Raw genomic sequence first — 26,459 nt, 5'->3', positions numbered from 1 at the left:
CTTGGTTCCATTACTGTTCCCCGGAGACCGTGCAGGTGTCTCCTTGGCAACGAAATGCCAGTGTTGGCTTGCCACCATAGTCATTGATGTAGGTTAAATACGGCGTTGTCAGTGTGTGGCTGTTGATATCGAATGTGGATTTTGGGGCGACCATCACAACTTCGAAAGCGCTCTCTTCCGACTGTTTTTTGCTATTCCCCACCCCAATCACCGTTAAATTAAACGGCGTGGTGTTATTCAAACGGTAGCCTTTGGCCGTTTTTTGCAACGTAATGTTGTGCGCCCATTTAGTTTGAGCAGCTTCGAGGATTTTTTCAGGGCGATAAAACAGTTTGACGCGGGATTGCAGGGCGATTTGCAGTGTATTTTCTTCCGTGGATTTCGGCGGAACTTCACGCAAATTGAAATAGAAAACGGACTCTCTATCATCGGGTAATTGGCTTAATAACGGCGTTTTGCTCAAACGCACTAAACTGTGGCTATTGGCTTCTACGCGCTGTAACGGTGGTGTGGCAAGGATTGCGCCTTGAGTCAATTTTTTACCTTGAAGATCTTCAATCCAACTTTGTGCTAAATAGGCTTCTTCAGGATTATCATTCGCGATGCGCACATTAATAGAGTTTTCATTGCCCGGAAAAACAATTCGCGTTCTATCCAGAGTCACCGCGCTATAAGAGACTTGTGGAATTCCAATAAGCATGCTTATCAATGCTGCGGAAATAAATTTAAAATTAAGCATAATCAACCTCATAGATTAAAGATAATAAAAATTTCGTTATTTTTGGCATGCCGATTATTTTTGACATGGCAGTAACAGCATTGAGGAAGGGCTACTTAATGAGTCAGGCAAAGTTAACTGGCACTGTTTTTGGTTGCGCCAATACACCCATAACGCCGCATTTTTCTCGATACCCACCAACCAAGTCACCCCATCTTCTCCAACTATCCCTAGCTCTTGATTCGCTTCATTACGCACACTGGCGCCAAACGGTGGTTTTTTGCCATTTTGTAAGGTAATCACCGAGAAGAGTTTTTCCCCTTTCATCACGGGGAAGCTTCGATAGCCAATCGCACCTTTTGTAAGCGTGATATCGCTGGTGGCACTGAGTGCTTCAATGTTGTCCGGTAATTTACTGGTATTAATGGAAGCCGAGGATTTACGGTAACTATTCACATTCGGGATCACCGCCAAACCAAAGCGGTTAGTTTTTGTAATGCCATTATTCAGCGGAACTCCGCCAATATCCGAGGTTTCCACCATTAAGCGAGTATCACCATGGGCGGAGCGATGCAGCGCTGCTCCCTTGCCTGTTATCGTGAGCCCGCTGTTAATCGATGCCCCGACACTGCGGTATTGATGTGGGACATAGCTGCCATTGATGGACACGTTGGCATCCGAGAGATCACGGGAATAAAAGCCGCTCAAGCTCGTTTGGCTATCCACATCTTGTCCGTGGTTATACCCCATCGTTAGGCTGTAATTATCCCTATCCCCATAACCGCTATATCCCACATTATGGTTATATTGATTCTTTTTATTGGAACGAGAGTACAGCTCAGAAAACGTTAGGCTATGCCCGCTGTACAGCGGGATCGTTAAGTAGAGGTTAATGGCATCATCTTCATAACCATTACTCCGCTCCGTTCGTGTCGCAGAGATAGCAATATTGCCGCTATATTGGGAAAGAGAAGGAAAATTAAGGCTTGTATTAGCGTATAAACCGTACTGGGTTTGCGGGTCATCCTGCCAGTAAGTGCTGTATTGGTAATTTAATGAGATGTTGAAATCATCAAAGTATTTATTTAAATAGACTTGGTAATTTTCCTTGGTCGCTCGCGGGGAGTGCCCAGTTCTGCTCTCATCCATATATTGCATCAGCGTTCGATACTCTTTATCAGCGAAACGGTAGCCCGCAAAGGTAATATCGGTACGGAGATCCTCGAATGACTTCGCATAATTGAAGCGATAAGAACGCCCCTGTAAGTGGCCTTTATCGTCATCGGAATAATCAGCAAAAGATTGGGTAATATCCACCGCGACCGCCCCGAAAGAGAACAGGTCACGCCCAATCCCTAAAGCCGCACTTTGGTAATAGGCATTAAGCTGCGTTCCCCCATATAGCGACCATGCATTTGATACACCGTATGACAATTCACCACTAATGACGGGCTCCCCCGTTAAATGTCGATTGTCATATCGTGTTTTCCCCACTGCCGCTTTATAGTTTATCCGGCCGGGACGGGTTAAATAGGGTAGCGATGCGGTACTGAGGCTAAATTTATTCTCTTCCCCATTTTCTTCGCGCACTGTCACATCCAGCACACCGCGGATCCCGCTATCCAGTGTTTGAATACGAAAAGGCCCTGGTGGCACAGAGGTTTCTGAAATGATCCGATCCTGACTGCGGACGATCACAATGGCGTTGGTTTTTGCTACCCCGATAATTTCAGGGGCATATCCCACCAATTTTGGCGGCAGCATACGATCATCACTTTCAACGGAAATCCCTGTATATTGCCAAGAATCAAATACGTCCGAGTAAAAGTTATTTTCCCCGATCGTAAGTAGTGCAGCTGCTTCTTTCAATGAGCGAAATGCATATAACCGACTGAAATCAAAGTTATGTTTTTCTTGCGAATAACTGCCCCCATGCTGCTTTTGATACGTTCCATTGAAATCGCCGCGCAACCGCCAAGCCCCAATGTTAATGCCCGATGTACCATTACCGGATAAGTAAACACGCTTGTCACCATCGGTTTCTTTTGTGGCAGAAATATTCGCGCTGTAGTCCACAAATAGACCATTGATCCCCTCTTCCCATAATTTGGGGGGAACCCAATAAGGATCCCGATATTCCATCCACATTTGGGGAATGGTCATTTTTAGGGACATAGAAGGCAAATCCACTTTGGTTTGCACTCCAGCCAGAGCTGAAAAATTCAAACATTTTTCGTCATGAAATAATGTAACTTTTTCCTCTGCAGATTTTTTTAGCCCCATAAAATCCAACAACTGAGGCGCCAGACACACTTGCTGAGAACCTGCACTTTTTGCATTTTTATCATCAAAAACAGCGATATCTCGCGGCTCACCTAAGCGCAGACCATTGACAAAAACCGTCAAAATATAGTCTCCAGGTGGAACATATCCCGCAACAGAAAATTGGCTCATATCAATGTTATTCATATCTTCGGCATCTAACACATCGGTATTAAATTCAGCAGCATAGCTATTGCCAATCCCCATACTTAGCGCCAATAAAATCGTCTGTCTTAGTTTGCTATGTTTGAACATCATGCTCTATACCATCCCAAATGCGACGAGTGTGCCCCTCTCGAAAATGATTTCGAGATCATGTTTATCTACAAGTTATTGATAATCGACGTTATTGATAATCGATAAAAAAACGGATTAACCCTTGATAGTTACCCGCTTGAATAGGTTGCCCAGTTAGCTCTAGACGTAAAAAGTACTGTAGATAGAGTGCCTTGCTTGATTTATCTTGTCGCAACACATTGTCAAACAAAGGATAATATTGGTTTGGAATCAGTGTATTGAAACGGTTATCAAGGACAGAAATCCCAAGACCTTGTGATGCGCCTCGTAGTACAAATGCATCAATGTGTTCCGCTGTTTCCCCTGCAAATCGAATAAACCATGTTTTACTGTCGAGTGAAGAATAAAGGCTTCCACAGTCTCGTAACTCAATAATAAAAGGTTGGTTATGCTGCTCACGCTGCAACTTCGTACCAAGCAGAGGGATTGCCAAAGGTGAAAAATCAATCGTTTGAAATCTATTTTCCATGACAACCGAACACGGTGTCGCGATGACAATACCTTTCAGCGTTGCACTGGCATTAAGCTCTATTTTTTTATTCACTGTAGCCCCTGAAGTTATCGGGCATACCAGAATGGTCATCGTCATCAGTTGAGCTAATTGGCGAGTTACCCATTGATAAACAATCACAATTGTCTCCCTCAACGTTCTCCTTCAATCCAGTCCTGATACCGCCAGTTGTTCACTGGCGGTAGACTCAGATGCTTACTGATAGGTAATTCGGAAGTTAGTCACGGCGCTAAACTTACCTTCAGCGACATCTTTTGTGGTATCAACCGCTTTAGCTAATGCTTTGAAGGTTAAGGTGTTATCCCCCTTCTTATTGATAATGCTCGATAAAATATCTTTAGCTTTACCAAATTCAAAACCATCAATACCAATACCCACGTTGTTTGCATTGCCCGGAGAGGTTGAGAGCAAAGTGTTACCCGCATCAGCGTAGTTTTGCCCTGTAAAGACTAACTCCATGCTTTTCACCGCCGCTACTGTGCCAGTAGAATCTTTGGTGTAATCTGAAAAATCACATCCCGTTAACTCAATATTAAAATTCACTTCCGCTGTACGACCATTCTCTAAACCACGGCGAGAAAGTTGCCCAAAATCAATAGTTTGTTTTAACGATGATTGTGCAATATTGCAGGGTGAAGTCACCACTGAGCCGATAAAATTCACCGTGCCTGTATTCTCCGCCATGACACTAAAAGAAGTCGCTGATGTTGCCAGCAGTGTAATGATTGCTAACTGATTAAGTTTCATATAATGACTTTCCTTTCGTTTAAAAAATGAGAGAAACGCAATACACTATTAAATAATTAATGGGGACAGAAAAATATTTAAATAACAACAAGTTATATATTTAATGAGGGAATTTTAATTTTATTATTCGTTATTAAAGATCATGTAAGGCTTTGAACTTTAATTTATCGTAATAAGAATGTTTTGATTTTTTATCTTGAAATAAAAAATTATCTTGTAGTTTTATCTCTGCTATTTCATCTGAATAGTTAGCAATAACTTTGAAAAAGAATTCAGACCAATCCTTACCTAATTTATTTAATATGGCATCAAGCGTTTCTATATTTATGCTCGTAATTCCACGTTCATAGCGAGATATTTGTTGCTGACTAATATGAAGCATACGTCCTAATTCCTCACCAGTTAATGAACAATTAAGCCGTGCTTCTCTGATAAATGAACCAACTTCTTCACGTAATCGATATTTGTTTTTCATCATATTAAAACCAATTTAAATAGCTTTAATTTTATTTACTCAAAGGTAGCCAATTCATTGAGAAAATAGCGTAATAAAAAATGGATATATCCAAAGTGCAGGAAATTTAATTTATTAAAATATAGATACACTAAATAAATCTGTAAATACGTTTATATCGATCGAAATTATACAATTTAATAGCTAATGCCTATCAAACTTTATTTATTGATCGTTTGAATATCATGATTTTTTTCATATAACATTAAATATCAATAAATTAAAAATACTCACACGCATAATATAATTAGCTCATAATTTAAACTTATATTTATTTTAAGCATAATAAGGCATCAAAAAAATATCATTTAAAATTAAAAAAAAGAAACCATTCCAATTATAAATATCTGGCATAATAACCTAGTAAAATCTATTTAATCTTCATAACAAAAAAATATCAAAGATAAAAACTTAATATTTTCACAGAGAATAAAAAAACACTTAAACAACTCATATTACGAGTTATATAAATTCAAAAAATAAAATTTAAAATATAATTTAAATTCATTAAGATTAATAAATTTAACTATGAAAAACTGTTTACTATCCATATCATGCTTAAACTATGCATATCGTGCACTTTTCATTTTCTAATATTAACTAGAATAAATTAATCCGTTAGGATAACGAAAAAAGGAGCCAATGATGAAAACTCAGTTTTACAGTTACCAACCTCAACAAGGCCATGGGCTTCCCCATGATCCCATCCCCTCATTAATTGGTCCGCGCCCTATTGGTTGGATCTCCACATGTGATAAGCAAGGCAACACCAACCTTGCGCCCTATAGCTTCTTCAATATTTTTAACTACTCCCCCCCTATTTTGGTCTTTTCAAGTGTTGGAAAAAAAGATTCCGTCACCAATGCTATCGAAACAGGTGAGTTCGTTTATAACCTTGCGACTCTTGAACTTGGACAGCAGGTCAATTCAAGCAGTGCGATGTTACCTCGTGGAGAAAGTGAGTTTGATCTGACTGGGCTTTCCACCTTACCGTCTACATTAATTACGCCTCCACGCATCGCCCAAACGCCTGTTTCCATGGAGTGTGTGGTCACTGAATATCAGCAATTAAAGCGTGCAGACGGTAGCCTACTGGATACGTGGATGGTCATGGGGGAAGTCGTGATGGTGCATATCGATGAAGCTACCTTAGAGCAAGGCTTATATAACAGTGCTCGCCAAAAGCCCCTGATGCGGGCGGGGGGACCGGCTGATTATTACTGGATTGAAGAGCAACAAAAACTCGAAATGTATCGCCCTAAATAACGTAAAAAGCCTTAGGCCAGTTTCTATCTCGCTGGCCTAAGATGCGTTATTTGGGTACACAGGTATACACCCAAGCAGGTGGAAAATTGCGATATACGCGTTCTTTTGTAAATGAAAAATAACGTGAAAATAGAGGCTCACAACCTTGGGTATACTGAAATAACACCAATTTACCCTGATTCTTTACTAAGCTCTGACGTACCTGTTTTAATATTCGCATGCTGGTTTTTTTATTCAGGGACAGAAAAGGAATTCCTGAAATGATCAAATCATAATCACCCAATAAATATTCTGCAGAGCATGGATTAACCGCCACTCTCGGGTCATCAATCTGATTTAAAATATCAAGAAAATCACGATTAATTTCATAGAGATCTAAACGTGTTTTCGCCGTAATTTTATCCACGATATAGCGAGTCATAACGCCATTACCCGCGCCAATTTCCGCTATCTGGTTGCACTGTGCCCAATCGATATTATCGACCATGGTACTGCATAACCAACGGGATGATGGAAACACCGTCCCCATCGAAGCTGGTGATGCAATAAAATTCTTAACATAGAGTTGGTAATGATTTTTATGAGAAAAAAACGATTCCGCCATACTTCCTCCTAAATACCTTTTCTATTTCCTTAAGTTGATGCTCCACATTCACCGCAAAAATTGGCATTTGGGTCTACGGCTCTTTGGCATTGTCGGCATCTTATCTTTTGAAAATTTTGCCCCTGTGAAAAATAATTATCTTCGCTTCGACCATCATTGTATTGATAACCCCCGCCGTGTTTACCTCGAGAGTCATGTTTACTTCTAGAGTCATGTTTACTGCTAGAGTCATGTTTACTTCTAGAACCATGCTTAGAACTGCTGCCATGTCCTGAATGACCTCGATATTGACTATCGCGTTTCGAGTCATAACGATTTCTACCGAGATTAAATAACCAGCTGAAAATTGACATAATAAATATCCTCCACCGTTATTCTTGTCTCGAGTATAAACCTTAGACTTAACTCTAAAGACAACAGTAAAGCTTAATAATTACAATAAAAAACCATTTATTACGTAAACTGAATTTCGCTGTTTTTTCATGACACAATCGGTGAAGACTTAGGATTTCAGCAATGAAGTTCCATAGGAATTATCAATCACACATAGCCACTTACCATCGATCAGTTTAAAAACGTAGGTAGCATCTCGCACCGTGTTAAATGATGTACCGTCTTGCATTTACGCACTCAAAATAGTTTCAGCCAAGACTAAGGCACAATCTTCACCAAAAATAACTTTCACCGCACCTTGAGACACTTGCAGGCTGTGATTAAAAAATTCAGCGATGGCTGAAAACGCTTTCTTTAGGCTCTCTTTCCCATGGACATGTAAACCGTCTTTCACCACTAATGCGCCATTCTCAGAATAAAAACTCATTAAATAGCTGAAATTTTCTTCTGTGATGGCACGATCTGCGTTAGCAATTAGGGCTTCAAGTTCTTGCGTATGTTTTTGAGTATTTTCGAAAAGATTCATAGAGGGCTCCTTGTTGAATGCTAACCAGACAAGGACAAAAAACCCGCCTTATCTGGCGGGTTGAGGATGCAGCAAACTCCCACCAGTTAAGTGATGGTCATCATAATAATGAGGTGAGCGACATGCTGTGACATAATTTTTTCCTGAATATAATTAGAGATTACATTATCAATAATAAAATATATTTCAATGATGATGTAAAAATGGCTTAAGTTATCTTAAGCGGTTTGAGTCAACATACCATGAATCAGTGTTTTGAACTCTTATGGTGATTTAATGTTTCTTCTTTTAAATCAAGCTCATCACGTAAGCGATGATACACACGCTCATTGATGTTTTTCCCTTTACGCATTTGGTATAGCGCTTCACGTTTCGCTTTCAGAGCCGAATCTGACATCGAACGTTCCATTTCGATCATTCTATGTAAATCAAATACATCCGATTCCGTTTCATCCGTATTATCCAAACGGCGACCATAGATTTCTAACAGCTGAGCACCCACTTCGGTACGCATCGCGATCTCATCCATGTCGTCAGAAGGGTGATTCATTAATTCACGAATATGCGCCATTGCGGCTTCATTTAATGCCAAACGTGCACGAATTTCATCGTTATCGTAAGGTAAATCTTGCACCAAACCTTTGGTTAAAATCGGCAATGCGATGCTAGCAATTAACAGCGAACACAGGATCACGCCCATTGAGAGGAAGATAGCCACATCACGGTTAGGGAATAATGACCCATCTGGCATTAAAAATGGCAATGTTAAAATACCTGCTAACGTAATTGCCCCGCGAACTCCTGCCGTTGCCATCACCGCCATCATGCGAATGCGCACTTCATCCGCTTGCTTTCCGCGGCGACGATTGTGGAAAACGGTCAGGGTCATTGATACCCATACCCAAGCAAAACGCAGCGCACCTAATGCAAGGGTGATAACCGCAACATACACAAACAACATCCAAGGATGGCTAGCACCTGCGGCTTCGGCTACTTGCGGTAGATTCGTCCACATACCTGGTAGCTGCTCACCCAGCAGAATAAAGATCATGCCGTTTAAGCCTGTTTGTACCGTGTCCCAAACGGCCTTACTTTGCATACGAGTCGCTGCTTGCATGCGCCCTGCGATTTTTTCGTAGTGCATCGCAATACCCGCAACAACGGCGGCAAGGATCCCAGAAACATGCAGATGTTCAGCCAGCAGATACGCTGTAAATGGCATCAATAGGCTAATCATAATTTGGATAGCCGGCTCTTCACCCGTACGCTTGACCAAGAATTGGTTTAACCAGCCGATTGCCCATGCGACTAATAAACCAATCGCTATCCCACCAAATGCCACCAGCACAAATTGACCCGCAGCAGATGTCAGAGAAAACTCCCCTGTCAGCGCAGCCACAACCGCAAAGCTAAAGCACACTAAGCCCGTCGCATCATTGAGTAGAGATTCTCCTTCAAGAATGTGCGCCATACGCGATGGCAGTGGCGAATTCACGGTCATCGCAGATACCGACACAGGGTCAGTTGGGGAAAGGATAGCTGCCAGTGCAAAAGCAACCGCCAGTGAAATCGTTGGGATCAGCCAATGGATAAAGAACCCCATCCCAATAACGGTGACGACCACCAAGCCAATCGCCAATGACATAATTGGCTTAATTTCTTGGAATAAGGCTTCTTTGGGAATTCGCCATCCATCAAGAAATAGCAATGGAGGAATAAATAAAAATAGAAAAAGATGCGGTTCGAATTCCACTGTAAATCCGTATAACGACAAGGCAGCCCCTAGCGCTATCTGGATAATTGGTAATGGAATGATGTCTTTAAGTAATCGAGAAACAAATACGCTCACGATGACTGCAAGTAAAAAAACGAGTACAAGTGTCACTACTGACATTGAGTGCTCCATAATGGTTTATCTTAGTTATCTGCCTTGCAGTAAATAGATAAATCAAATCAATGTAAAGCATCAATTTATTACCGAATAAAAAAACAAAACAAATCAAAAACTACGATAGCAATCATTGTGTTACAGGATATTACTTAATTTCCAATACATTACATTTCTATTCAATACACTAGTGTTTTATAAGGATTTAATCTGTTCTTCTGTTATAAATCCTTATCACTCATCAAAAACGGATAATTCCGAGTATTTCAATGTAACTTATCTATTTGATTTCTGGGCTATGTCTATCAATCAATTCTTGTAAAACTTGCTTGAGCATTTTGCTTTTACGAACACCAAGAGGAGCCAAAACCTGCCTTTCGTGTTCTTCCGCAGCAATCAATAACCCTTCGACTAACTCGACGCCACTCGACGTCACACTCACGAGTGTCACACGGCGGTCACTTCCCGTATGGTTATTGTGGCGGATCACATGCCCTTGCTGCTCTAATCGTTGTAATACCCGCGTGATTGTTGGTTGCTTACTGACAGTTTTTTGCGACAGCTCGGTGATCCCCATCGAACCATTATTAGCTAATGTGGAAAGAACTCGCCACTCCAAAACAGATAGCCCATTAGCTTCCACAACTGCATGAAATTCAGATGAAACTAGCATCCATGCCTGCCCCAAAAGAGCAGGCAGGTAATTATCAACGAAGACTTTCGATTCAGGCATCAATTCCTCTTTTCTCGCTTCTGGTTTTATGACATTAGAAGCTAGCAGAGTAGCAGAAGGAAACTGAACTCTTAACATAATTTAACTAAAATCTTCCGCTAAGTAGCGAGCCAAAACCATCCACTCGCGTATCTAGCCCCAATTTTTTTAGCATCATGTAGGTTGTTGCCACAGACGATGACAACACTGGTAAACCCACTCTATTTTCAATCAGTTGAATCGATGGTAATGATGGCATTTGCACACAAGCCGATGCCACAATCGCATCCACATTGGTGTTCAGCTTTTTGGTGATTTCCACTGGCGCTAATGGGTTTTGTCTGCCCACTTCGAGGTTGTCAGGGATCTCCAACGAAATGCTATCCACCACTTCAATACCTTCATGTTCAATATAGTCGATGACCATTTGCGTTAATGGCTTCATGTACGGCGTCAAAATCGACACTTTTTTTGCGCCAATGGCATGTAACCCTTCGACTAACGCGCCTGCACTGGTGACTACTGGTGCTGGATGCCCGTTATCGATGGTGCATTGATGAAGGCGTTTTTGCGAAACACGGTGATAGCCTTTTCCCATGCTCATAATAGCAACCAAGCAGGCATACCCTAATACATCAACATCGGCATCTGACAGCTCAATGGCACAACGGTCACTGTCTGAATCCATCTTTGCTAATTCATCTTTGGTGACTTTCTGCATACGCATACGGCTAGAGTGGAACGTAAAACGCTCGGCAAACATCGCTTCACGGGCGCGCAATATGGCCGGAATTTCAGTTTCCATCGTGGTATTTGATGAAGGCACAATCTGACCAATACGAAATGTACGTGCTAAGCTCATAGTCCTTTCTCCACTGAAGAGTCATCCGATTCAGCAAACTGATTAAGTTCATCAACATCTTGTCCACCATGATGGAAACGAGCCGCCGTTAATGGGCGTCTATTGACCTGTAAGTCAAAGATATCAAAGCGATTATAGTGCCCTGTAATATCATGCATTTGGCGAGGTTGAATACAGCGATTCAAATCAATTTCAGCGTATACAATACCTTCTTTATCAATCAATGGTTCCCCAATCACTCGACCGTCGGGGCCGATAATGCCGGAAAACGCGCTATTTTGACGCGCGAGCAACTCACGGGATTCGGGATGCGACGCAGCCATAGCTTCAACGATTTCTTCAGAAACTGTTGAACACGAAATGATGGTAAACACTTTACCTTCAAAGCAGTGAGCTGAAGCTCGTAAACGAATCGCATCTGCCATATCGTAGTCTTTTGGTGCCACCGGCAGTGCAATATAACTGGCAATATGAACCAATTCACCTTGAGCCAATAACGAGAAACGCGCCAACGTATTGGTATTTTCGCCACATGCCAGCGCCCCTAAAGGCCCAATACTGGTTTGGTGAACTTTCAGCGAGGAAGCATCCCCATTTGCCCACGTCAATTTTTCCGCCCACGTTGGGACTAATTTACGGTGACGCCCTAAAATTTTACCTTCATCAGAAATCGTGACTAACGTGTTGTATAGCGTGGCAATCCCGTTCGGATTACGCTCATTCACACCCACCACCACGTTGATATGGTGACGAGCAGCGGCTTGGGCGATTCGTTTAATTTCCGGCCCCGGAACTTCAATGGCAGATTTGCACAGTTTCTCAAACCAAGGGCTGCCATCAATTGGGTTCATCACCCAGCTCCAATACGGGTAGCCAGAGACAAACACTTCAGGAAATGCCACTAATTTGGCACCATTATCAGCCGCTTCTTCAATCAACCGACACACTTTATCAACAGTCGCATCAGTATCGAGGAATACAGGGGCGGCCTGTACTGCCGCCGCCTTAAATTGAGGTAGATTCAACATATTGCTATCTCCCTTGGGTTATACCGCAACCACTGGATGGCGTAATTCACCGATTTTTTCGACATACGCTTCAATCACATCACCCGGCCATACCCACTCTTGTGGAGAACGACCCGCACCAACCCCTTCAGGAGTACCTGTTGCGATAATATCCCCCGGCTCTAAGGTAATGCCTTTGCTGATATCAGCAATTAACGCATTCACGTTAAACAGCATGTGGCGAGTATTGGAGTCTTGCTTGGTTACACCGTTAACTTTCAAACTCAGATTCAGTGAGTGAGGATCAGGAATTTCATCAGCCGTTACGATGCACGGGCCAAATGGCGCGTAAGTATCCTGACCTTTTGAGTAGATCCATTGACCCGCACGACGGCAATCACGCGCACTCATATCAATCATTAAGCTATAACCGAACACATAATTCAGTGCGTCTGCTTCAGATACCCCTTTAGCACGCGTCCCCATAATCACCGCCAACTCCACTTCCCAATCCAGCTGCTGAGTGATTTTACTGTTGTGCTCAATCGCATCACCTGGGCCAATCACCGTTGTTGGCGGTTTAGAGAAAATAACGGGCTCTTTTGGTAGCTCTTTAGAGGTATCCAGCGTACGGCTCGATTCCGCAACGTGTTCAACATAGTTCAAACCAATCCCAAAGATATTTTTTCTTGGGCGCGGGATTGGCGCTAAAATTTTCACGTTCTGAACAGGCCACGCCGTTCCTGCAGGAAATTGACCTTTATGTGCGTTTAATAATTCAGTACCTGCACGGATCCCTTGAGGGCCTAAATCAATAAAATCCAACATATTATCAGGGAGATATTGGCCGTTCTCTTCAGCTAATCTCGCTAAATCCACGACTTGCTCGTTAACAATCGCCCCTAAACGTGCTGCTGCGGTCACATCTGAACGGTAAGTAATAAGACGCATAATTTTTCTCCTTGAGTCAGGTCTTAAGACCTAACTGAAATCTTCACGTAAATAATTAAAATCAATAATCGGAATAAATAGCTAAAAAAATAAATAGTTAGAATAAAAACTTAGCTAATCACCTTTTGGCGCCCGTCATTGTCCACAAGCGCCTCTTCATAATAGAGACCAAGGGAGTGCATCACTGGCAGGTCGTTAAAACAGAACAGACACGCGTCTTCACTCTGGGATGTATTCACATGTTCGTGGAACATCCATGATGGCACGCAGAAAATATCTCGCTCTTGCCAGTCAAAGCGCTGCCCATTAATAATCGAATACCCTTTTCCTTTCGCCACTTGGTAAATAAAACTGCCCGTATGGCGATGAGCTTTACCAACAAACCCAGGGCGTAATAACTGCATACTAGCCCCAATAGTTGGCATCACAGGTCCGCCCGTTAATGGGTTGGTGTAGTTCATTAAAACATCATCAAACACCGAGCCATCCGTCACTTTTGCAGCGCGTTGCAATGCTTCATAAGTTGGCCCCCACTGATATTTGAATAATGGCGAATACGGCTTATCCCATCCCACATGGTGTGGGCGCAATGCTGTCGCTCCCCACATGCCAACGGGATAATCAATTGGGCGAGTTTGCGCTTGATGTAAATCAGGGTGAACCTTGTAGAAACCCGCTTCCATCGCATTGACTAATGGAATATCGAGACCATCCTGCCAAATACACGGTAGCCCGCCTTCTTCCACCCCATGTTCATGCCAAGTACCGTTAGGCGTTAGTACAAAATCATTGGCTTCTAGAATCATTTTTTGCCCTTCCACAATGGTGTAGGCGCCACGCCCTTCCATAATGAAACGCAATGCTGATGATGAATGAGCATGAGCAGAAGCCGCTTCCCCGGGATGCATCACCTGCAAACCCGAATATAACCAACCCACGGCAGCCGCCACATCTTGGCGCCCCGGGTTATTTAAGTAGATCACGCGGCGACCCGCTTTTTCTGGGGTCACTAAATCTACCGAACGCAAAACATGCTCACGCAAATCTTGGTAGCGCCATAACACAGGCACGGATTGTGATTTTGGCTGCCACGGCTCTATTTTGTTGGCAACCGTCCATAATGCGCCCGTCTTGAGTTCATCTAACTGTTTGTAATACTTTAACAATTCTGGTGTATCTTCCACATCTGCGCGTCCTGCGACATTTTCTCTGTATTGGTCATGGGACTGAATTTCATGGGAGTGGGCTGTCATGGTGTTTCCTCCTCTCGCATTTACGCCATTAACGGCTTTTCGATTGTTGGATTAATTGTTGGCGACCATATTCATAAGGCGCTGGCCACGTGACTGAATTCCACCCAAAGCGAGCACACTCATGGAGTAACCAAGCAGGGTCGGCAAGGAGTGGTCGAGAGAGCGCACAAAGATCTGCTCGTCCTGACGCGATAATGCTATTCACTTGATCCGCATCAGTGATCGCTCCGACGGCAATCACCGGTACCGATCCTTCATTGCGAATACGATCCGCCATTGGGGTTTGGTACATACGCCCATAAACTGGCTGCTGAAGAGGAGAAACTTCACCCGATGAGCAGTCGATAATATCCGCGCCCGCTTGATGAAGTGCCTGCCCAATTAATACCGCCTCATCGACTGTTGTGCCGCCTTCAACCCAATCTGTCGCAGAGATGCGCACAGACAATGGCTTATCGTCAGACCATACTTTTCTGACTGCGCTCACCACCGCTAACGGAAAACGCAGACGATTTTCTAGCGAGCCGCCGAACCCATCGGTACGCTGGTTAGTTAATGGAGAGATAAAGCTCGATAACAGATAGCCATGCCCAGCTTGCAGCTCTAACCAATCAAAACCAGCTTGATCTGCGCATTTTGCTGCCGCCACGAACTGGTCGATAATCGTCGCCATTTGGGCTTCGGTTAGCTCAGTGGGTGTCTGTGAAATTGAAGGTAAATAAGGTAATGGTGATGCGGAAACTAATGGCCAATTACCTTGTTTCATTGGGTGGTTTTCTTGCTCCCAGCCGCGCTGTGTTGAACCACGACGCCCAGCATGCCCCAATTGGATACCAATTTTCGCATCTGTTTTCTGGTGTACAAATTGCGTTACATTTTTCCATGCCGCCACTTGCGCATCATTCCAAATACCCGGGCAGCCTGTCGTGACTCGTGCTTCAGGAGAAATCGCCGTCATTTCCGTCATAATCAGGCTAGCCCCACCTAATGCGCGGCTACCAATATGCACCAGATGGAAATCACTGACTAACCCATCAGTTGCGCAATACAGCAGCGTTGGAGACGCTATCACGCGGTTTTTCAGTTCCACATTACGCAAGCGAAATGGCGTCAACATCGGGGTGACTTTTTGGTTAGCCACCTGCGTTGGTAAACCCGATTTTTCGGCAAACCAGTTTTCATAATGGGTTAACCAGTTGCTATCACGCACACGTAAATTTTCATGAGAGATGCGCTGAGAACGGGTTAATAAAGAATAAGCAAACTGCTCAGGGTCAAGGTTTTCATAGCGCTGCACGTTTTCAAACCACTCAGTTGAGTTACGTGCCGCATTCTGGATTTTTAGCACTTCGACACTGCGAACTTTTTGGTAGTGCTCAAGCCCCTTGCGCAAATCGCCTTGAGTTGCTTTCAAGCTCTCGCACAGCTCAATCGCATCTTCCAGAGCCAGTTTAGTGCCTGAACCAATAGAGAAGTGGGCGGTATGAGCGGCATCCCCCATCAGCACCACAGGAACTTCCTTGCTGCTTGTTGGTTGTGTCCAGTGCACCCAGTTATCACAAATTACGCGAGGGAAACGGATCCAAATCGCTGCACCACGTAAGTGCGCTGCATTGGCAATCAGTTTTTCGCCGTCCAGCCACGGGGCGAACAGCTTTTCACAGTAGGCAATCCCATCTTCTTGAGACATTTGGTCAATACCCGCTTTCAGCCAAGTTTCTTCGGTGGTTTCCACGATAAATGTGGATAACCCTTCTTGGAATTGATAAGCGTGAACTTGGAACCAACCGTGTTCATTTTCCGCGAACAAGAAGGTAAATGCGTCGAAAATCTTTTTTGTACCTAACCAAACAAAACGGCAACGACGTTGATCAATATCGGGTTTGAAGATATTTTCATAGCGAGTACGGACTGCGCTGTTGATCCCATCAGACGCAATCACTAGATCCGCATCATATTGACGTGCAATTTCTTGGTCATCCGCCACTTGGGTCTCAAATACCAATTCCACACCCACTTCAAGGCAGCGATCTTGCAAGATATTGAGAAGCTTTTTACGCCCAATACCAATGAAGCCATGCCCGCCACTACGGTTACAGCTACCTTTAAAATGAATGTCGATATCATCCCAATGGCTAAATTCAGCACTGATCGTTTCTGCTGAGACGGGATCTGCTTTGCGCAAATTACTTAATGTGGCATCAGAAAATACCACGCCCCAACCGAAGGTGTCATAAGGGCGGTTACGTTCAACCACCACCACACGGTTACTTGGGTTTTGCAGTTTCATCAGCAACCCAAAATAAAGCCCAGCGGGACCGCCGCCGATACAAACGATATTCATGGAATTTCTCCTTTATTACGTTGTGCCATTACACCGGTTGCTGCTGGGTTAAGGCGCTATACAGTGCTTCAGGGATTGGAATAGCCTGATGCGTAATCAGTGATGTAGTGACATAAGTTTGCGTCACTTCCATGCGCAACTCGCCATCAAGGCTGATACAGCGTTGACGTAAAGTTAGTGATTTACCGCCTATGCGTTCGACATGCAGCTCAAGCTGAACATCATCTCCCATACGGCTAATCGCTTTAAAATCCGCCTCTAAATGCACCGTGGGCAAACCAAAGCGCTGATCGAGGATGTACCCCGCAAATCCTTCAGGGAGTAATTCATCAAACCAACGCTCAATGAGGTTGTTAAACATCACGAAATATTGCGGGTAAAACACGATCCCAGCGGGATCACACTCTGAAAAATTGATCCGATGGTTTCGAGAAAATGTCAGTAAACTCATGATGCTATCCTTATTCCATCGCCAAACGCTGACGGCATTTTTTCAACTCATTACCATGTTCATCCGCCAGCGCCGCTTCACGTAATTCACGTAAATTAATCGGTGCTAGCTGGCTACCATGACGTTCAACAATCTCCATCAAAACTTGGAAATTGCGCAATCCACGAGCATGGGTGTCGCTATACCCCTTAACCACTCTCTGGCATTGCGCAATTTCGGTTGCCAAAGCAGGGTTACTTTTTGCGGCTTGCACGACGGTGGCTAGCCATTTTTCAATGCGATTATTTTCAAGCTGATAACGCAGCGTTGAGCGACGCCCTCTGCGCCATGCGGCTAGCACGTACAACTGTAAGAATCCCCACAAGGAACTGGTAGTGATTGTTCGTCCCCTTTGCGTCAATTTGCGAACGGCTTTGTGTACCCAATGTGGTTTCATCAACCAGTTGCCTAAACTTTTGGGAAGCGTTTCGCAAATCTCTTCGATTCTTGGATGCATAAATTCATTGATGTCGAGCAATTGGTTATCTTTCGCTTGGACTTCACTGCGTACTCGGGCAAAACGGCTATCTCGAATTTTTAAGTCTGCGACGCGAATGGTGTCCTCATAAGACATCCATAGCGCTAAGTGGCGCACTAGCGCACGCTGCAAACGCGGATCATCACCGCCTTTTTGCGCAAACAACCCTTGCAGTCGATTGAGGTACGTTTCGGCATACGCAGGGTCTTGATAATCAACCAGTCGGCGAACACCTTCTGTTGCAAGGTAGTGAACATGGTCAGGAAACTGACCTTCAATCCGAGAAAGGAGAGCAGCTACATGTTTGTTTTTTGGCGTTTTTTCTACCGATTTTACGGATTCTGCTTGATAAGCTTCTTCAGGCTGAGCCGCTTTTTCAGCGCCCAGTGCAAATGCCCGCAAGCTCGGTTTTACCCCTACGCCACCACGAACGATGGTTTCTTCAAATTGTTCACGGCTAAAGGGCAGTACCCCCGAACCAAACAGTGCACCGAACAATACGGCGCTGATCACGCTGCCACTCTCTTGCGCCGCTTGCGCCATATCAAAATGTACAAACTGACGGGCGGCTTGCCCCGCATGGCGGATCAACGCTTGGCTATCCACTCGCCCATCCCCCATAGCCGATTTTTCTGCGATGGAATAAACCCGATGGGTCGAACTAATCAGCGTGGTACGCTCCGCAGTCACAAAACCACGTTGTACAGCGCGCCCAGCCTCCATCAGCTCTGAAGCCAACACCACATCCACATCACCGGGCATTGGCATTAACGCTAAAACAGGTGAAGGCGTTTTCGGGTTATCAGCACCAGGGAATAATTCAACATAATAAATTGTTGCCCCTGTGCGCTGCGCTACTCCCGGCACAGAAGTGGTTTGCGCAAAATAACCGTTATCTTCGCCAAGATTGACAATCCAATCGGCGAGCACGCCACCACCTTCCCCCCCCATCGCGAGGATGGCGATTTTGATCGGCTGCAAAGCCATTAGCGGTTGAGAAGTCATTAACGGTTGAGAAGTCATTAAAGATTGAGTCATGTGCCCCCCTAAAAACTCAGTTGTTCACGGCGGCGTGCATCACGACGCTGCAAGAAGCCAATAAACCAGCCGCGAACACGGTGGCGCAGTTTGTCCCAACCATTTGGATTGGTAATAATCTGAGCTTTAAAGAATGAAGGACACAGCACTGCTGCATGGGAGACTTCACCGCACAGCCCACAGCCTACGCAACTATCCATCACTGTCGCGACTGGGTCTGTCCGTAAAGGATCTGGGTTAGGTTTGATTGATAAAGATGGGCAACCCGATAAACGAATACAGGAGTGGTCTCCCGTGCAAGTATCTGAATCAACACCAAAACGTTCACGGACAACTCGCTTTCCTGCTGAAACATCTTCACGGACTTTTTTCTTTTCGCGACGCTGCTTGTTCAACATACATTCGCTTTGCGCAATTAACACTTTAGGACCGCTTTCTGTCGTCGTCAGTGCCTCACGCAAGGTGTTCGTCATGGCTTTTAAATCGTAGGTACGGGTGATGGTTTTCACCCAGTTCACCCCAACACCTTTAACGGCTTTTTCAATCTCATGGCCAGTACTGCGAGTAGGATTTAGCGCCGTTGACGACAAAATATCTTGTCCACCCGTTGCTGAGGTATAACTGTTATCAACAACAATAGTTAAGTTATCGCTACGGTTAAATACGCTGTTAGCAATACCGCTGGTTAACCCGTTATGCCAAAAACCGCCATCTCCCATCACAGAAATAGCCCGTTTACCCGCTTTCGCATTCAGCGCAGCGGCACCCGCACCACCCAGCCCGTAGCCCATCGTGGTGTTTCCGAGGTTAAATGGCGGCAGAATCGAGAATAAATGGCAGCCAATATCTGCACTCACATGGTGCTCGCCCAGTTCACGCTCAATTAGCTTCATTGCAGTAAAAATCGGACGTTCAGGGCAGCCAGTACAGAACCCTGGTGGACGCGCATGTACCGTTTCATTCAGAGTAGGTTCCGCAGCGTTCACATATTCAGGTAGGTCATCATCGGCTTTCACGGCCGCGACATTAATGGTTGGAATACGAATCTGATTTGCAGCCGCTTTCACTTGTGGCTCGATTTTGCCATAGCGTTCGAAAAACGAGCGCAGCCCCGCCAATACCGTCGCGGTGTTATATTCTCCCGCCATTGGCAGCATATCCTTGCCATGCAACGCCACATCAACATTGCGTTGACGTAAAATGTTCGCCACATTTTGCTCAACAAAGTTGGGTTGCCCTTCCTCTAAAACCAAAATGGCTTTTTTATTGCGGCAAAAGCGTTCAAATTCATCATCAATCAGCGGGTACGCCACATTCATGACATACAACGGGATTTTGCTATTACCAAAAACGTCGGCGAGACCAATCTGGTTTAATGCACGGATCAGTGTGTTGTAGTTGCCACCTTGTAAGGCGATCCCCACATCTTCGGCATCTTCCGCAAAAAATTCGTTGAGTTCACGTTGCTGAATAAATTTGATGGCAGCAGGCCAGCGAGCCTCAATTTTCTCTTTTTCATGTAAAAAACTGGCAGGCGGTAACACGATGCGGCTTACGTCACGAGTTGGGTTTTCTAACGCATCTTTGACCGTAAATTTAGGGTGTTGGTTATCAGAGCATGTGAACTGTCCATGAACATGGCAAGAGCGAATGCGCATTTGCAGCATAACTGGGGTATTGCTGGCTTCGGAAAGGTCAAAACCATCTTTAACGGCTTGAACAATACAAGGTAAATTAGGGCGTGGGTCGAGTAGCCACATTTGGGATTTCATAGCAAATGCGTGGCTACGTTCCTGCATGATAGAGGAACCTTCGCCGTAATCTTCGCCGACGATAATCAACGCACCACCCAGTACGCCGCCAGAGGCTAAGTTTGCTAATGCATCTGAAGCCACGTTAGTACCAACTGTTGCTTTGAATGTCACTGCGCCACGCAAAGGGTAGTTAACTGATGCAGCTAGTGTTGCAGCCGCAGTAGCTTCACTGGCGCTATTTTCGAAACGAATACCGTAGTCCGATAGGATATCCTGCGCATCTGCCAGCACATCCATCAAGTGGGAAATCGGTGCGCCCTGATAGCCAGCCACATAGGAGACTCCCGATTCGAGTAACGCTTTTGTAACGGCAAGGATCCCTTCACCGCTGAAGACTTCACCTTCACCCTGCCGTAATTTTTGAACTTCTTGAACAAACGAGCGCTCAGCCATTTTAACCTCACCAGTCAACGTCAGCACGTTGTTATCTTTTTTGTGTTTCTTTCTTGTATCTCATTTGTTAAGAAAAGGTCAATCCATGATTAATCATGCATATTATATTTTTGCAGAGAGTGGATAAGGGGTGCATAGAGCGGACAAAATCATTGTAAAATAATGATAAAATAGAAAAATGAGAGATAGTTGATAAGAAAGTGAGCCAAAGATACTCATGACTAATTTCCCTAATTAATCAACTAATAATCCTAATTAGCCCTTACAAATAGAAGGGAATTAGAGTATTCCTCTAATAAAAAATAAAATTCCACAATAGATAACTTTTTGCTTAACTAATAGGTAGATAAATATATAAAACAATATGAATAATCATATATTTAAAACTAAAATCCAATAAAAATAACTTTATTTTTTAGTTTGTTATAGAAATCACAATCAGTGAATTCTCTCTATTTTCTTGCAGTATTCGGATAGTTTTTGCACAAATATGGCTAGGTAAGCAAATTCCTTTATGCTATGTTCGAAGCACAATTGGTTAAAAATTGTTTAATGAAATGTTAATAAAATCGACCCGTGTGATGAGTCGAAGATAATAAAAAAATAACAATGAGATATCGAAATATCCCATAGAGACCCTCAAGGATTCTAGCTTATCGCGGCACTCGCTAGTCAACCTATCAAGGGCACAGTGTTTACTTTGGAGGCACCTCCTTATGTTGAGCAATTCATGGCCTTACGCACCTGCACCTCAGATAGAGAACCAACTCTGTTCTTCTGAGCGATTATTATTCAGTTCAGCTGATCCTGAAGAGATCAAATCCATGGTGGGTCGAGTGATGAAGCCCCATCAATTTCAGTTACTTAACCCGCATCAACGTCTTGATGCTCGAATGCATTACATTCCAATGGGGGATATTTCCCTCAGCCGCCTGCGCTATGGGGCAGATGTGGCTATCACTCCCGGGCAATTGGAAGATTTTTTTCTGGTGCAAATGCCATTGTCAGGTAGTGCAATTATCGAAAGCGGCGGGAAAACCTTAGAATCCACACCGCAGATGGCTTCTTTACTTAGCCCAGAAGAGTCTACGGTGATGCGATGGAATGGTGATAATGACCAATTTATGCTGCGAATTTCTCGTTCTTTATTAGAGCGTACATTGGTTGGGCAGCTTGGACATACCTTAGAGAAACCGTTAGTTTTTGAATTAGGGTTTGCTTGGCAGTCTTGCATTGCATGGCGTACGTTGATGAATTATTTGGTTGAGTGCGCAACGCGTACGCCTGATTTACTACAACATAAACTGATAACCACCCAAGTGGAGCAATTGGTTTCTGTCACCCTACTTTCCACTCACCAGCATAATTATTTAGAAGATTCCGGTATGCGCCGAGCCACTATTCGTCCGCGTCATGTACGCCGTGTGCAAGAGTATCTCGAAGCACACGCCCACGAGCCAATTACCGTTGAACAACTCGCCCATATTGCTGGCGTCAGTTTGCGCAGCTTATATGCCGGTTTTAAAGAGTTTTTAGATATTAGTCCGATGCAATATTTACGTGATTTGCGTATGGAGCGAGTTAGGGCCGAATTGATGTCTGGGGAAGCCACCAGCGTGACTGGCGTAGCATTGCGTTGGGGGTTCGCCCATATGGGACGGTTTAGCGCAGAATATAAGCAACGCTATGGAGAGAGTCCAAGCCAAAGTATGAAAAAAGCGTAAATTCATGTAGTAAAACCAGTCTAGATAAAAATGACCGTATGGCTGATTAGCGAGTTGTACGGTCATTTTTTCATATATGGAAGACTCGACTATCACCTGAAAATGAAAATAGGTAATAGGAATTATGTACTTCAATATCAGCAGCCTTTCGGCTGCCAATATTGAAGAGGAAGGAATTAAAACGGAATAGACGCTTTGAGGTAAATTTGTGAACCTTCTGGACGATTTTTCACAGAGAAATCCTTCTCCCACTTCGCCGTAAATAGCCAACCTTGTGGGTTTGCATAACGGATTGAAGGACCCACCGCGAAAGCTTGAGCCTTACCTTGTGCTGAATTTGGGCCGCTGTCATTGGTGGTTTGCATAAATCCATATCCCCCAATCCCTGCTACCCAGCCATTACCAAAGCCCCAGCCTAATGCATAATCGGCGTGGAATGCTTGCCCTGAACGTGTGTCCGTATCATTGTTGCGGAAGTTAAAGTCATACATCATTTTTAAATCCGCATTCACCCCGACAGGTGGAATGTAGCTGATTGCCCACACCGGCTGTAATACCCAGTAATTTTTCCCTAAACTTGATGGGTCAGTTTTACTGTATTTTCCGGTTGGCGCGTAAGCATCCAGCCCTAAGACATAATGCAAGTCAGCGGAAGGATGGAAACCGAGTGCGGGACCAAAAGTAATATCCCCGAGTCCACGACTGGTTTCTTTATTCCCCGCCGCCTTCGCCGTCACATCCAACAAAGGAAGGATGGTATGAAACGCTAAATCGCCACCAAACACTTTTTGGTCAGTTACCCAGATAAAACGTGGTGCGAGTACGTTCACATTCACACTAAAACCGGGGATTGGAATTTTATCACCTTTGTTGTCACGAACACTGTCATAGTGGGCATTTCCACCATAGACCAGCACATGGACACCTTGCGGTGGCAATGCGCCAGACATAAAGTTTTCTAGCCCATCAGGGTAGATCCCAAGACCGCCCCCTTCTGTTGCGACAGCACCAAATGACAGTGCACCCAAGCACGAGCCGACGAGCAGCTTATTCACCATTTCTTTATTCATCATTTACCTGCCGCTGTAGTGGTTTTATGATATTTTTTATATGTTTACTTTTGTGTTTGCCGTGTTTTTATGATCGACATGTGTTTATGATCGATATGTTTGTCTTGCCTAGAATTGATTCAAGCCCATTCTCTATTACCGCTTTTTCTTCGCTGCTAATTTCTCAGCGACTAAATACCCAGAGCCCCCGCCAAGACCAGGGCCCGGATGGGTTGATGCTCCAATATGGAACAGATTTTTGACTGCCGTTTGGTGTGCTTTGGTCTGCCCTGAAGCGGCAAACGGTCGCAACCAAAAGAATTGATCTGGCGAACAGGTTCCTGAATACGGATCTCCCCCCACCAGATTGCAGTTATAACGTTCGAGATCGGCGGGGGAAATCGCCTTGCGGCCGACGATCAAATCAGACACACCGGGCATCACCATTTCCAAACGCTGCTGAATGCGATCGGCAACGGCTTCACGCACCTCATCATTCCAGCGTCCATCTTCAGGGATCGCAATTTCTCCCGCCGCATCCCCTTTAAGATGGCGAGGTAATTCTTGCATTTGGATCCACAAGATCCACCCGCCTTCAGGAGCACGGCTTGGGTCTAATGTGGTAGGTTGACCGATCCCAAACGTCGGGCGATCCGGCAGATAGCCATTATTGGCTTGGGTGACGGACAAGCACACTTGCTCCATGCTCTCTGTGAAATGAACCAGTGGCACATTGAGTAATTCAGGGTTGCACCATGGCGGCGGCGCGCTTAGCGCAAAGTGGATTTGCATTCCACCACGACCATAACGATAGCCTTTCGCCCGCTGCTTCACTTGTGGCGAAACCTCATCGAGCAAACCGCCATATAGCTGGGTTGGCGTCACATTGCACACCACACTTTCACTCGCGGGAATAAATTGCCCATTCACACGAACCCCTGTGGCACGGCTATTTTTACCGCTACCCTGTGTGATGATCTTCTCCACATGGGCGTTGGTACGTAACTCGCCACCATGTTGTTCAATCACTTTGGTGAACGCGTCAACAATCCGGTAGCTGCCGCCTTTGACAACGGGCATTCCACCCGCCACAACTGCGGCAAACGTCAGTTTACCAATCAGCGCCGAGCTGGCTTCATCAGGCCCTAACCCTGTATGCAGCACCCACGGCGCCATCAGTGCACGGCTAAAGTCATGCTGTAATTCTCGTTCAGACCAGCGACGAAAACTTTCCACGCCGGATTTAGCGAAATCCAGCAAGCCATCAACGCCGCGTTTGCGCCACTCGGAAAACAGTAACTTGAACATGCTACCGCTGTAGGGATTTTGCCCTAATAGACCAAATGTCAGTGCGGCATCTTCGCTAAACAGTTTTTCGGCCATTTGACGAAATGCTAAACCGTCACCGGGGGCGAGAGCATCCAGCTGTTTGGCGGCCTCCGCAATATCCCGCTTTAATGCCACAGATTTGCCATCAGGTTGCACCAATCCAGTGGAATAGTCGCATTGAGCGAATTCCAAACCCTGTTTTTGAAGCAATGGCGCTAACTCTTGGTAGCCAGGGCTACCAACGAACAATGAATACCAGCAAGAAAGTAGGTCGTGAGTGTAGCCGTCAAATAACGCTTCGGTACGAATACAACCGCCAAGGCGATCGTTACGTTCTAGAACCAAGACCGATTTCCCACGCACCGCCAATAAGGCGGCGCACATCAGCGAGTTCATCCCGCTGCCGACCACGATCACTTGGGGGTTGGATAAGGTCGCCATACCTCACCCCACCAGCGCAAGCACGCGTAATGGGCTGCCCGAGCCGCCTTCAATTTTCAGGGGCGCTGCGACGATCACCACTCCAGTAGCCGGTAGTTGGTCGAGATTTTTCAAGCATTGCAGGCCGTATTTATTGTTGCCGTGCATTAGCGTGTGGCACGGGTACGGCACAGGCCAGCTGTAAGATTGCCCTGCATCTGTATTGATGGTTTCAACCCCAAAGCCTTTAACGTCACGTTGGTGGATAAGCCATTCAACCGCTTCTTGAGAAGGCCCTGGCGTATGAGCACCATCTTCGCGCATATTCACATACGCTTCTGGATTATCAGACTTTTTCGACCAATCTGTTCGCAGTAAAACCCATGCGGCTTTTGGAATTTTTCCGTGTTTCTCTTCCCATTTTTGTAGGAAATCGACGGTTAAGATCCAATCGGGGTTTTGAGCCACTTCTTTGCTAGCATCAACAACGACCGCTGGGGCAATAAAGTGGTGGAGCGGGATAGTATCAACGGTGTTTTTTGGCTGATCTTTACCGCTGATCCAGTGAACGGGAGCGTCAAAGTGGGTACCCGTGTGTTCGCCGCAGCTAAAATTATTCCAATACCAAGCGGGGCCATTTTCATCATAACGGGAGATTTGCTCCATTTTGAATGACCACACTTGCCCAAACTCAGCTGGCAGTTGCAATGCTGGAAATGAAGGCGATAAGGTTTGTGTCAGGTCGATAATCTGAATATTGCCTTTTTGTAACTCGCTGGCGAATGACATCAAAGTTTGCTGTTCCATAC

Annotated in this window: 21 protein-coding genes and 1 pseudogene; 2 read left to right on the top strand and 20 right to left on the bottom strand. The window is 44.8% G+C overall.

Annotated features, from left to right (window positions below):
- Positions 1-10: 10 nt before the first annotated feature.
- The 5 genes from PR799_RS12975 to PR799_RS12955 all read right to left on the bottom strand — a co-directional run bounded on the left by PR799_RS12975 (position 11) and on the right by PR799_RS12955 (position 5,073).
- Positions 11-700, bottom strand: coding sequence for a fimbria/pilus periplasmic chaperone (locus PR799_RS12975; protein ID WP_230088546.1), 690 nt, complete (start codon positions 698-700; stop codon positions 11-13).
- A gap of 93 nt (positions 701-793) precedes the next feature.
- Positions 794-3,298 (bottom strand): fimbria/pilus outer membrane usher protein, encoded by a 2,505-nt coding sequence (locus PR799_RS12970; protein WP_154626193.1) that lies wholly within the window; start codon positions 3,296-3,298, stop codon positions 794-796.
- 88 nt (positions 3,299-3,386) lie between these two features.
- Positions 3,387-3,926 carry a fimbrial protein gene (locus PR799_RS12965; protein WP_442959922.1) on the bottom strand — a complete coding sequence of 180 codons (540 nt, stop codon included), beginning with the start codon at positions 3,924-3,926 and terminating at the stop codon, positions 3,387-3,389.
- 117 nt (positions 3,927-4,043) lie between these two features.
- Positions 4,044-4,595, bottom strand: coding sequence for a fimbrial protein (locus PR799_RS12960; protein ID WP_272522320.1), 552 nt, complete (start codon positions 4,593-4,595; stop codon positions 4,044-4,046).
- 133 nt (positions 4,596-4,728) lie between these two features.
- On the bottom strand, positions 4,729-5,073 hold the full coding sequence (locus PR799_RS12955; RefSeq protein ID WP_272522319.1) for a helix-turn-helix domain-containing protein: 345 nt from the start codon (positions 5,071-5,073) through the stop codon (positions 4,729-4,731).
- A gap of 681 nt (positions 5,074-5,754) precedes the next feature.
- Between PR799_RS12955 and PR799_RS12950 the strand changes: the two genes are divergently transcribed.
- Positions 5,755-6,375 carry a flavin reductase family protein gene (locus tag PR799_RS12950; RefSeq protein WP_224060037.1) on the top strand — a complete coding sequence of 207 codons (621 nt, stop codon included), beginning with the start codon at positions 5,755-5,757 and terminating at the stop codon, positions 6,373-6,375.
- 46 nt (positions 6,376-6,421) lie between these two features.
- Here PR799_RS12950 and PR799_RS12945 read toward each other — a convergent pair whose 3' ends face one another.
- From PR799_RS12945 to PR799_RS12885, 12 genes and pseudogenes are all read right to left on the bottom strand, one after another.
- The gene (locus PR799_RS12945) at positions 6,422-6,979 is read right to left on the bottom strand and encodes a class I SAM-dependent methyltransferase (RefSeq protein ID WP_272522316.1); all 558 of its coding nucleotides are present in this window, start codon (positions 6,977-6,979) and stop codon (positions 6,422-6,424) included.
- A gap of 502 nt (positions 6,980-7,481) precedes the next feature.
- Positions 7,482-7,898, bottom strand: a pseudogene (locus PR799_RS12935) (YybH family protein).
- Positions 7,899-8,145: 247 nt separating this feature from the next.
- A complete protein-coding gene (locus PR799_RS12930) occupies positions 8,146-9,792 on the bottom strand; it encodes a Na+/H+ antiporter (RefSeq protein ID WP_154627254.1) in 1,647 nt (548 codons plus the stop codon).
- 274 nt (positions 9,793-10,066) lie between these two features.
- Positions 10,067-10,519, bottom strand: coding sequence for a MarR family winged helix-turn-helix transcriptional regulator (locus PR799_RS12925; RefSeq protein WP_036955244.1), 453 nt, complete (start codon positions 10,517-10,519; stop codon positions 10,067-10,069).
- Between the two features lie 85 nt (positions 10,520-10,604).
- Positions 10,605-11,360 (bottom strand): maleate cis-trans isomerase family protein, encoded by a 756-nt coding sequence (locus PR799_RS12920; RefSeq protein WP_154602044.1) that lies wholly within the window; start codon positions 11,358-11,360, stop codon positions 10,605-10,607.
- Positions 11,357-12,388, bottom strand: a complete 1,032-nt coding sequence (locus tag PR799_RS12915) for a carbon-nitrogen hydrolase family protein (protein ID WP_272522311.1) — start codon at positions 12,386-12,388, stop codon at positions 11,357-11,359. The genes PR799_RS12920 and PR799_RS12915 overlap by 4 nt, the downstream gene beginning before the upstream one ends.
- Before the next feature lie 18 nt (positions 12,389-12,406).
- Positions 12,407-13,318: a fumarylacetoacetate hydrolase family protein gene (locus PR799_RS12910; protein WP_154627252.1), complete on the bottom strand. Its 912-nt coding sequence runs from the start codon at positions 13,316-13,318 to the stop codon at positions 12,407-12,409.
- 110 nt (positions 13,319-13,428) lie between these two features.
- A complete protein-coding gene (locus tag PR799_RS12905) occupies positions 13,429-14,571 on the bottom strand; it encodes a cupin domain-containing protein (protein ID WP_272522309.1) in 1,143 nt (380 codons plus the stop codon).
- A 28-nt stretch (positions 14,572-14,599) separates the two neighbouring features.
- Complete coding sequence (locus tag PR799_RS12900; protein WP_272522308.1) at positions 14,600-16,915, bottom strand: bifunctional salicylyl-CoA 5-hydroxylase/oxidoreductase; 2,316 nt, start codon at positions 16,913-16,915, stop codon at positions 14,600-14,602.
- Positions 16,916-16,943: 28 nt separating this feature from the next.
- Complete coding sequence (locus PR799_RS12895) at positions 16,944-17,366, bottom strand: acyl-CoA thioesterase (protein WP_154602039.1); 423 nt, start codon at positions 17,364-17,366, stop codon at positions 16,944-16,946.
- Positions 17,367-17,376: 10 nt separating this feature from the next.
- Complete coding sequence (locus PR799_RS12890; RefSeq protein WP_272522307.1) at positions 17,377-18,921, bottom strand: indolepyruvate oxidoreductase subunit beta family protein; 1,545 nt, start codon at positions 18,919-18,921, stop codon at positions 17,377-17,379.
- An 8-nt stretch (positions 18,922-18,929) separates the two neighbouring features.
- On the bottom strand, positions 18,930-21,128 hold the full coding sequence (locus tag PR799_RS12885; protein WP_336298635.1) for an indolepyruvate ferredoxin oxidoreductase subunit alpha: 2,199 nt from the start codon (positions 21,126-21,128) through the stop codon (positions 18,930-18,932).
- Between the two features lie 716 nt (positions 21,129-21,844).
- Here PR799_RS12885 and PR799_RS12880 point away from each other — a divergent pair.
- Positions 21,845-22,852 (top strand): AraC family transcriptional regulator, encoded by a 1,008-nt coding sequence (locus PR799_RS12880; RefSeq protein ID WP_224060025.1) that lies wholly within the window; start codon positions 21,845-21,847, stop codon positions 22,850-22,852.
- 176 nt (positions 22,853-23,028) lie between these two features.
- Here PR799_RS12880 and PR799_RS12875 read toward each other — a convergent pair whose 3' ends face one another.
- The 3 genes from PR799_RS12875 to PR799_RS12865 form a co-directional block, all read right to left on the bottom strand.
- On the bottom strand, positions 23,029-23,925 hold the full coding sequence (locus PR799_RS12875) for a SphA family protein (RefSeq protein ID WP_154627248.1): 897 nt from the start codon (positions 23,923-23,925) through the stop codon (positions 23,029-23,031).
- A 132-nt stretch (positions 23,926-24,057) separates the two neighbouring features.
- Positions 24,058-25,671, bottom strand: coding sequence for a phytoene desaturase family protein (locus PR799_RS12870; RefSeq protein ID WP_154627247.1), 1,614 nt, complete (start codon positions 25,669-25,671; stop codon positions 24,058-24,060).
- Between the two features lie 3 nt (positions 25,672-25,674).
- A complete protein-coding gene (locus PR799_RS12865; RefSeq protein WP_154627246.1) occupies positions 25,675-26,457 on the bottom strand; it encodes a cyclase family protein in 783 nt (260 codons plus the stop codon).
- Between the last annotated feature and the right edge of the window lie 2 nt (positions 26,458-26,459).

The organism is Providencia sp. PROV202, assembly GCF_028479565.1.
GTDB lineage: Bacteria > Pseudomonadota > Gammaproteobacteria > Enterobacterales > Enterobacteriaceae > Providencia > Providencia zhijiangensis.
Note: the sequence above shows the minus strand (reverse complement) of the source record. Positions and strands in the feature narration are given on the sequence as shown.

Excerpts from the sequence above, each read along its gene's own strand:
- PR799_RS12885 (WP_336298635.1), bottom strand. The coding sequence starts at position 21,128 with ATGGCTGAGCGCTCGTTTGTTCAAGAAGTTCAAAAATTACGGCAGGGT.
- PR799_RS12955 (WP_272522319.1), bottom strand. The coding sequence starts at position 5,073 with ATGATGAAAAACAAATATCGATTACGTGAAGAAGTTGGTTCATTTATC.
- PR799_RS12915 (WP_272522311.1), bottom strand. The coding sequence starts at position 12,388 with ATGTTGAATCTACCTCAATTTAAGGCGGCGGCAGTACAGGCCGCCCCT.
- PR799_RS12865 (WP_154627246.1), bottom strand. The coding sequence starts at position 26,457 with ATGGAACAGCAAACTTTGATGTCATTCGCCAGCGAGTTACAAAAAGGC.
- PR799_RS12945 (WP_272522316.1), bottom strand. The coding sequence starts at position 6,979 with ATGGCGGAATCGTTTTTTTCTCATAAAAATCATTACCAACTCTATGTT.
- PR799_RS12925 (WP_036955244.1), bottom strand. The coding sequence starts at position 10,519 with ATGCCTGAATCGAAAGTCTTCGTTGATAATTACCTGCCTGCTCTTTTG.
- PR799_RS12900 (WP_272522308.1), bottom strand. The coding sequence starts at position 16,915 with ATGAATATCGTTTGTATCGGCGGCGGTCCCGCTGGGCTTTATTTTGGG.
- PR799_RS12895 (WP_154602039.1), bottom strand. The coding sequence starts at position 17,366 with ATGAGTTTACTGACATTTTCTCGAAACCATCGGATCAATTTTTCAGAG.
- PR799_RS12905 (WP_272522309.1), bottom strand. The coding sequence starts at position 14,571 with ATGACAGCCCACTCCCATGAAATTCAGTCCCATGACCAATACAGAGAA.
- PR799_RS12870 (WP_154627247.1), bottom strand. The coding sequence starts at position 25,671 with ATGGCGACCTTATCCAACCCCCAAGTGATCGTGGTCGGCAGCGGGATG.
- PR799_RS12890 (WP_272522307.1), bottom strand. The coding sequence starts at position 18,921 with ATGACTCAATCTTTAATGACTTCTCAACCGTTAATGACTTCTCAACCG.
- PR799_RS12920 (WP_154602044.1), bottom strand. The coding sequence starts at position 11,360 with ATGAGCTTAGCACGTACATTTCGTATTGGTCAGATTGTGCCTTCATCA.
- PR799_RS12910 (WP_154627252.1), bottom strand. The coding sequence starts at position 13,318 with ATGCGTCTTATTACTTACCGTTCAGATGTGACCGCAGCAGCACGTTTA.
- PR799_RS12930 (WP_154627254.1), bottom strand. The coding sequence starts at position 9,792 with ATGTCAGTAGTGACACTTGTACTCGTTTTTTTACTTGCAGTCATCGTG.
- PR799_RS12950 (WP_224060037.1), top strand. The coding sequence starts at position 5,755 with ATGAAAACTCAGTTTTACAGTTACCAACCTCAACAAGGCCATGGGCTT.
- PR799_RS12965 (WP_442959922.1), bottom strand. The coding sequence starts at position 3,926 with ATGACGATGACCATTCTGGTATGCCCGATAACTTCAGGGGCTACAGTG.
- PR799_RS12970 (WP_154626193.1), bottom strand. The coding sequence starts at position 3,298 with ATGATGTTCAAACATAGCAAACTAAGACAGACGATTTTATTGGCGCTA.
- PR799_RS12975 (WP_230088546.1), bottom strand. The coding sequence starts at position 700 with ATGCTTATTGGAATTCCACAAGTCTCTTATAGCGCGGTGACTCTGGAT.
- PR799_RS12875 (WP_154627248.1), bottom strand. The coding sequence starts at position 23,925 with ATGATGAATAAAGAAATGGTGAATAAGCTGCTCGTCGGCTCGTGCTTG.
- PR799_RS12960 (WP_272522320.1), bottom strand. The coding sequence starts at position 4,595 with ATGAAACTTAATCAGTTAGCAATCATTACACTGCTGGCAACATCAGCG.
- PR799_RS12880 (WP_224060025.1), top strand. The coding sequence starts at position 21,845 with ATGTTGAGCAATTCATGGCCTTACGCACCTGCACCTCAGATAGAGAAC.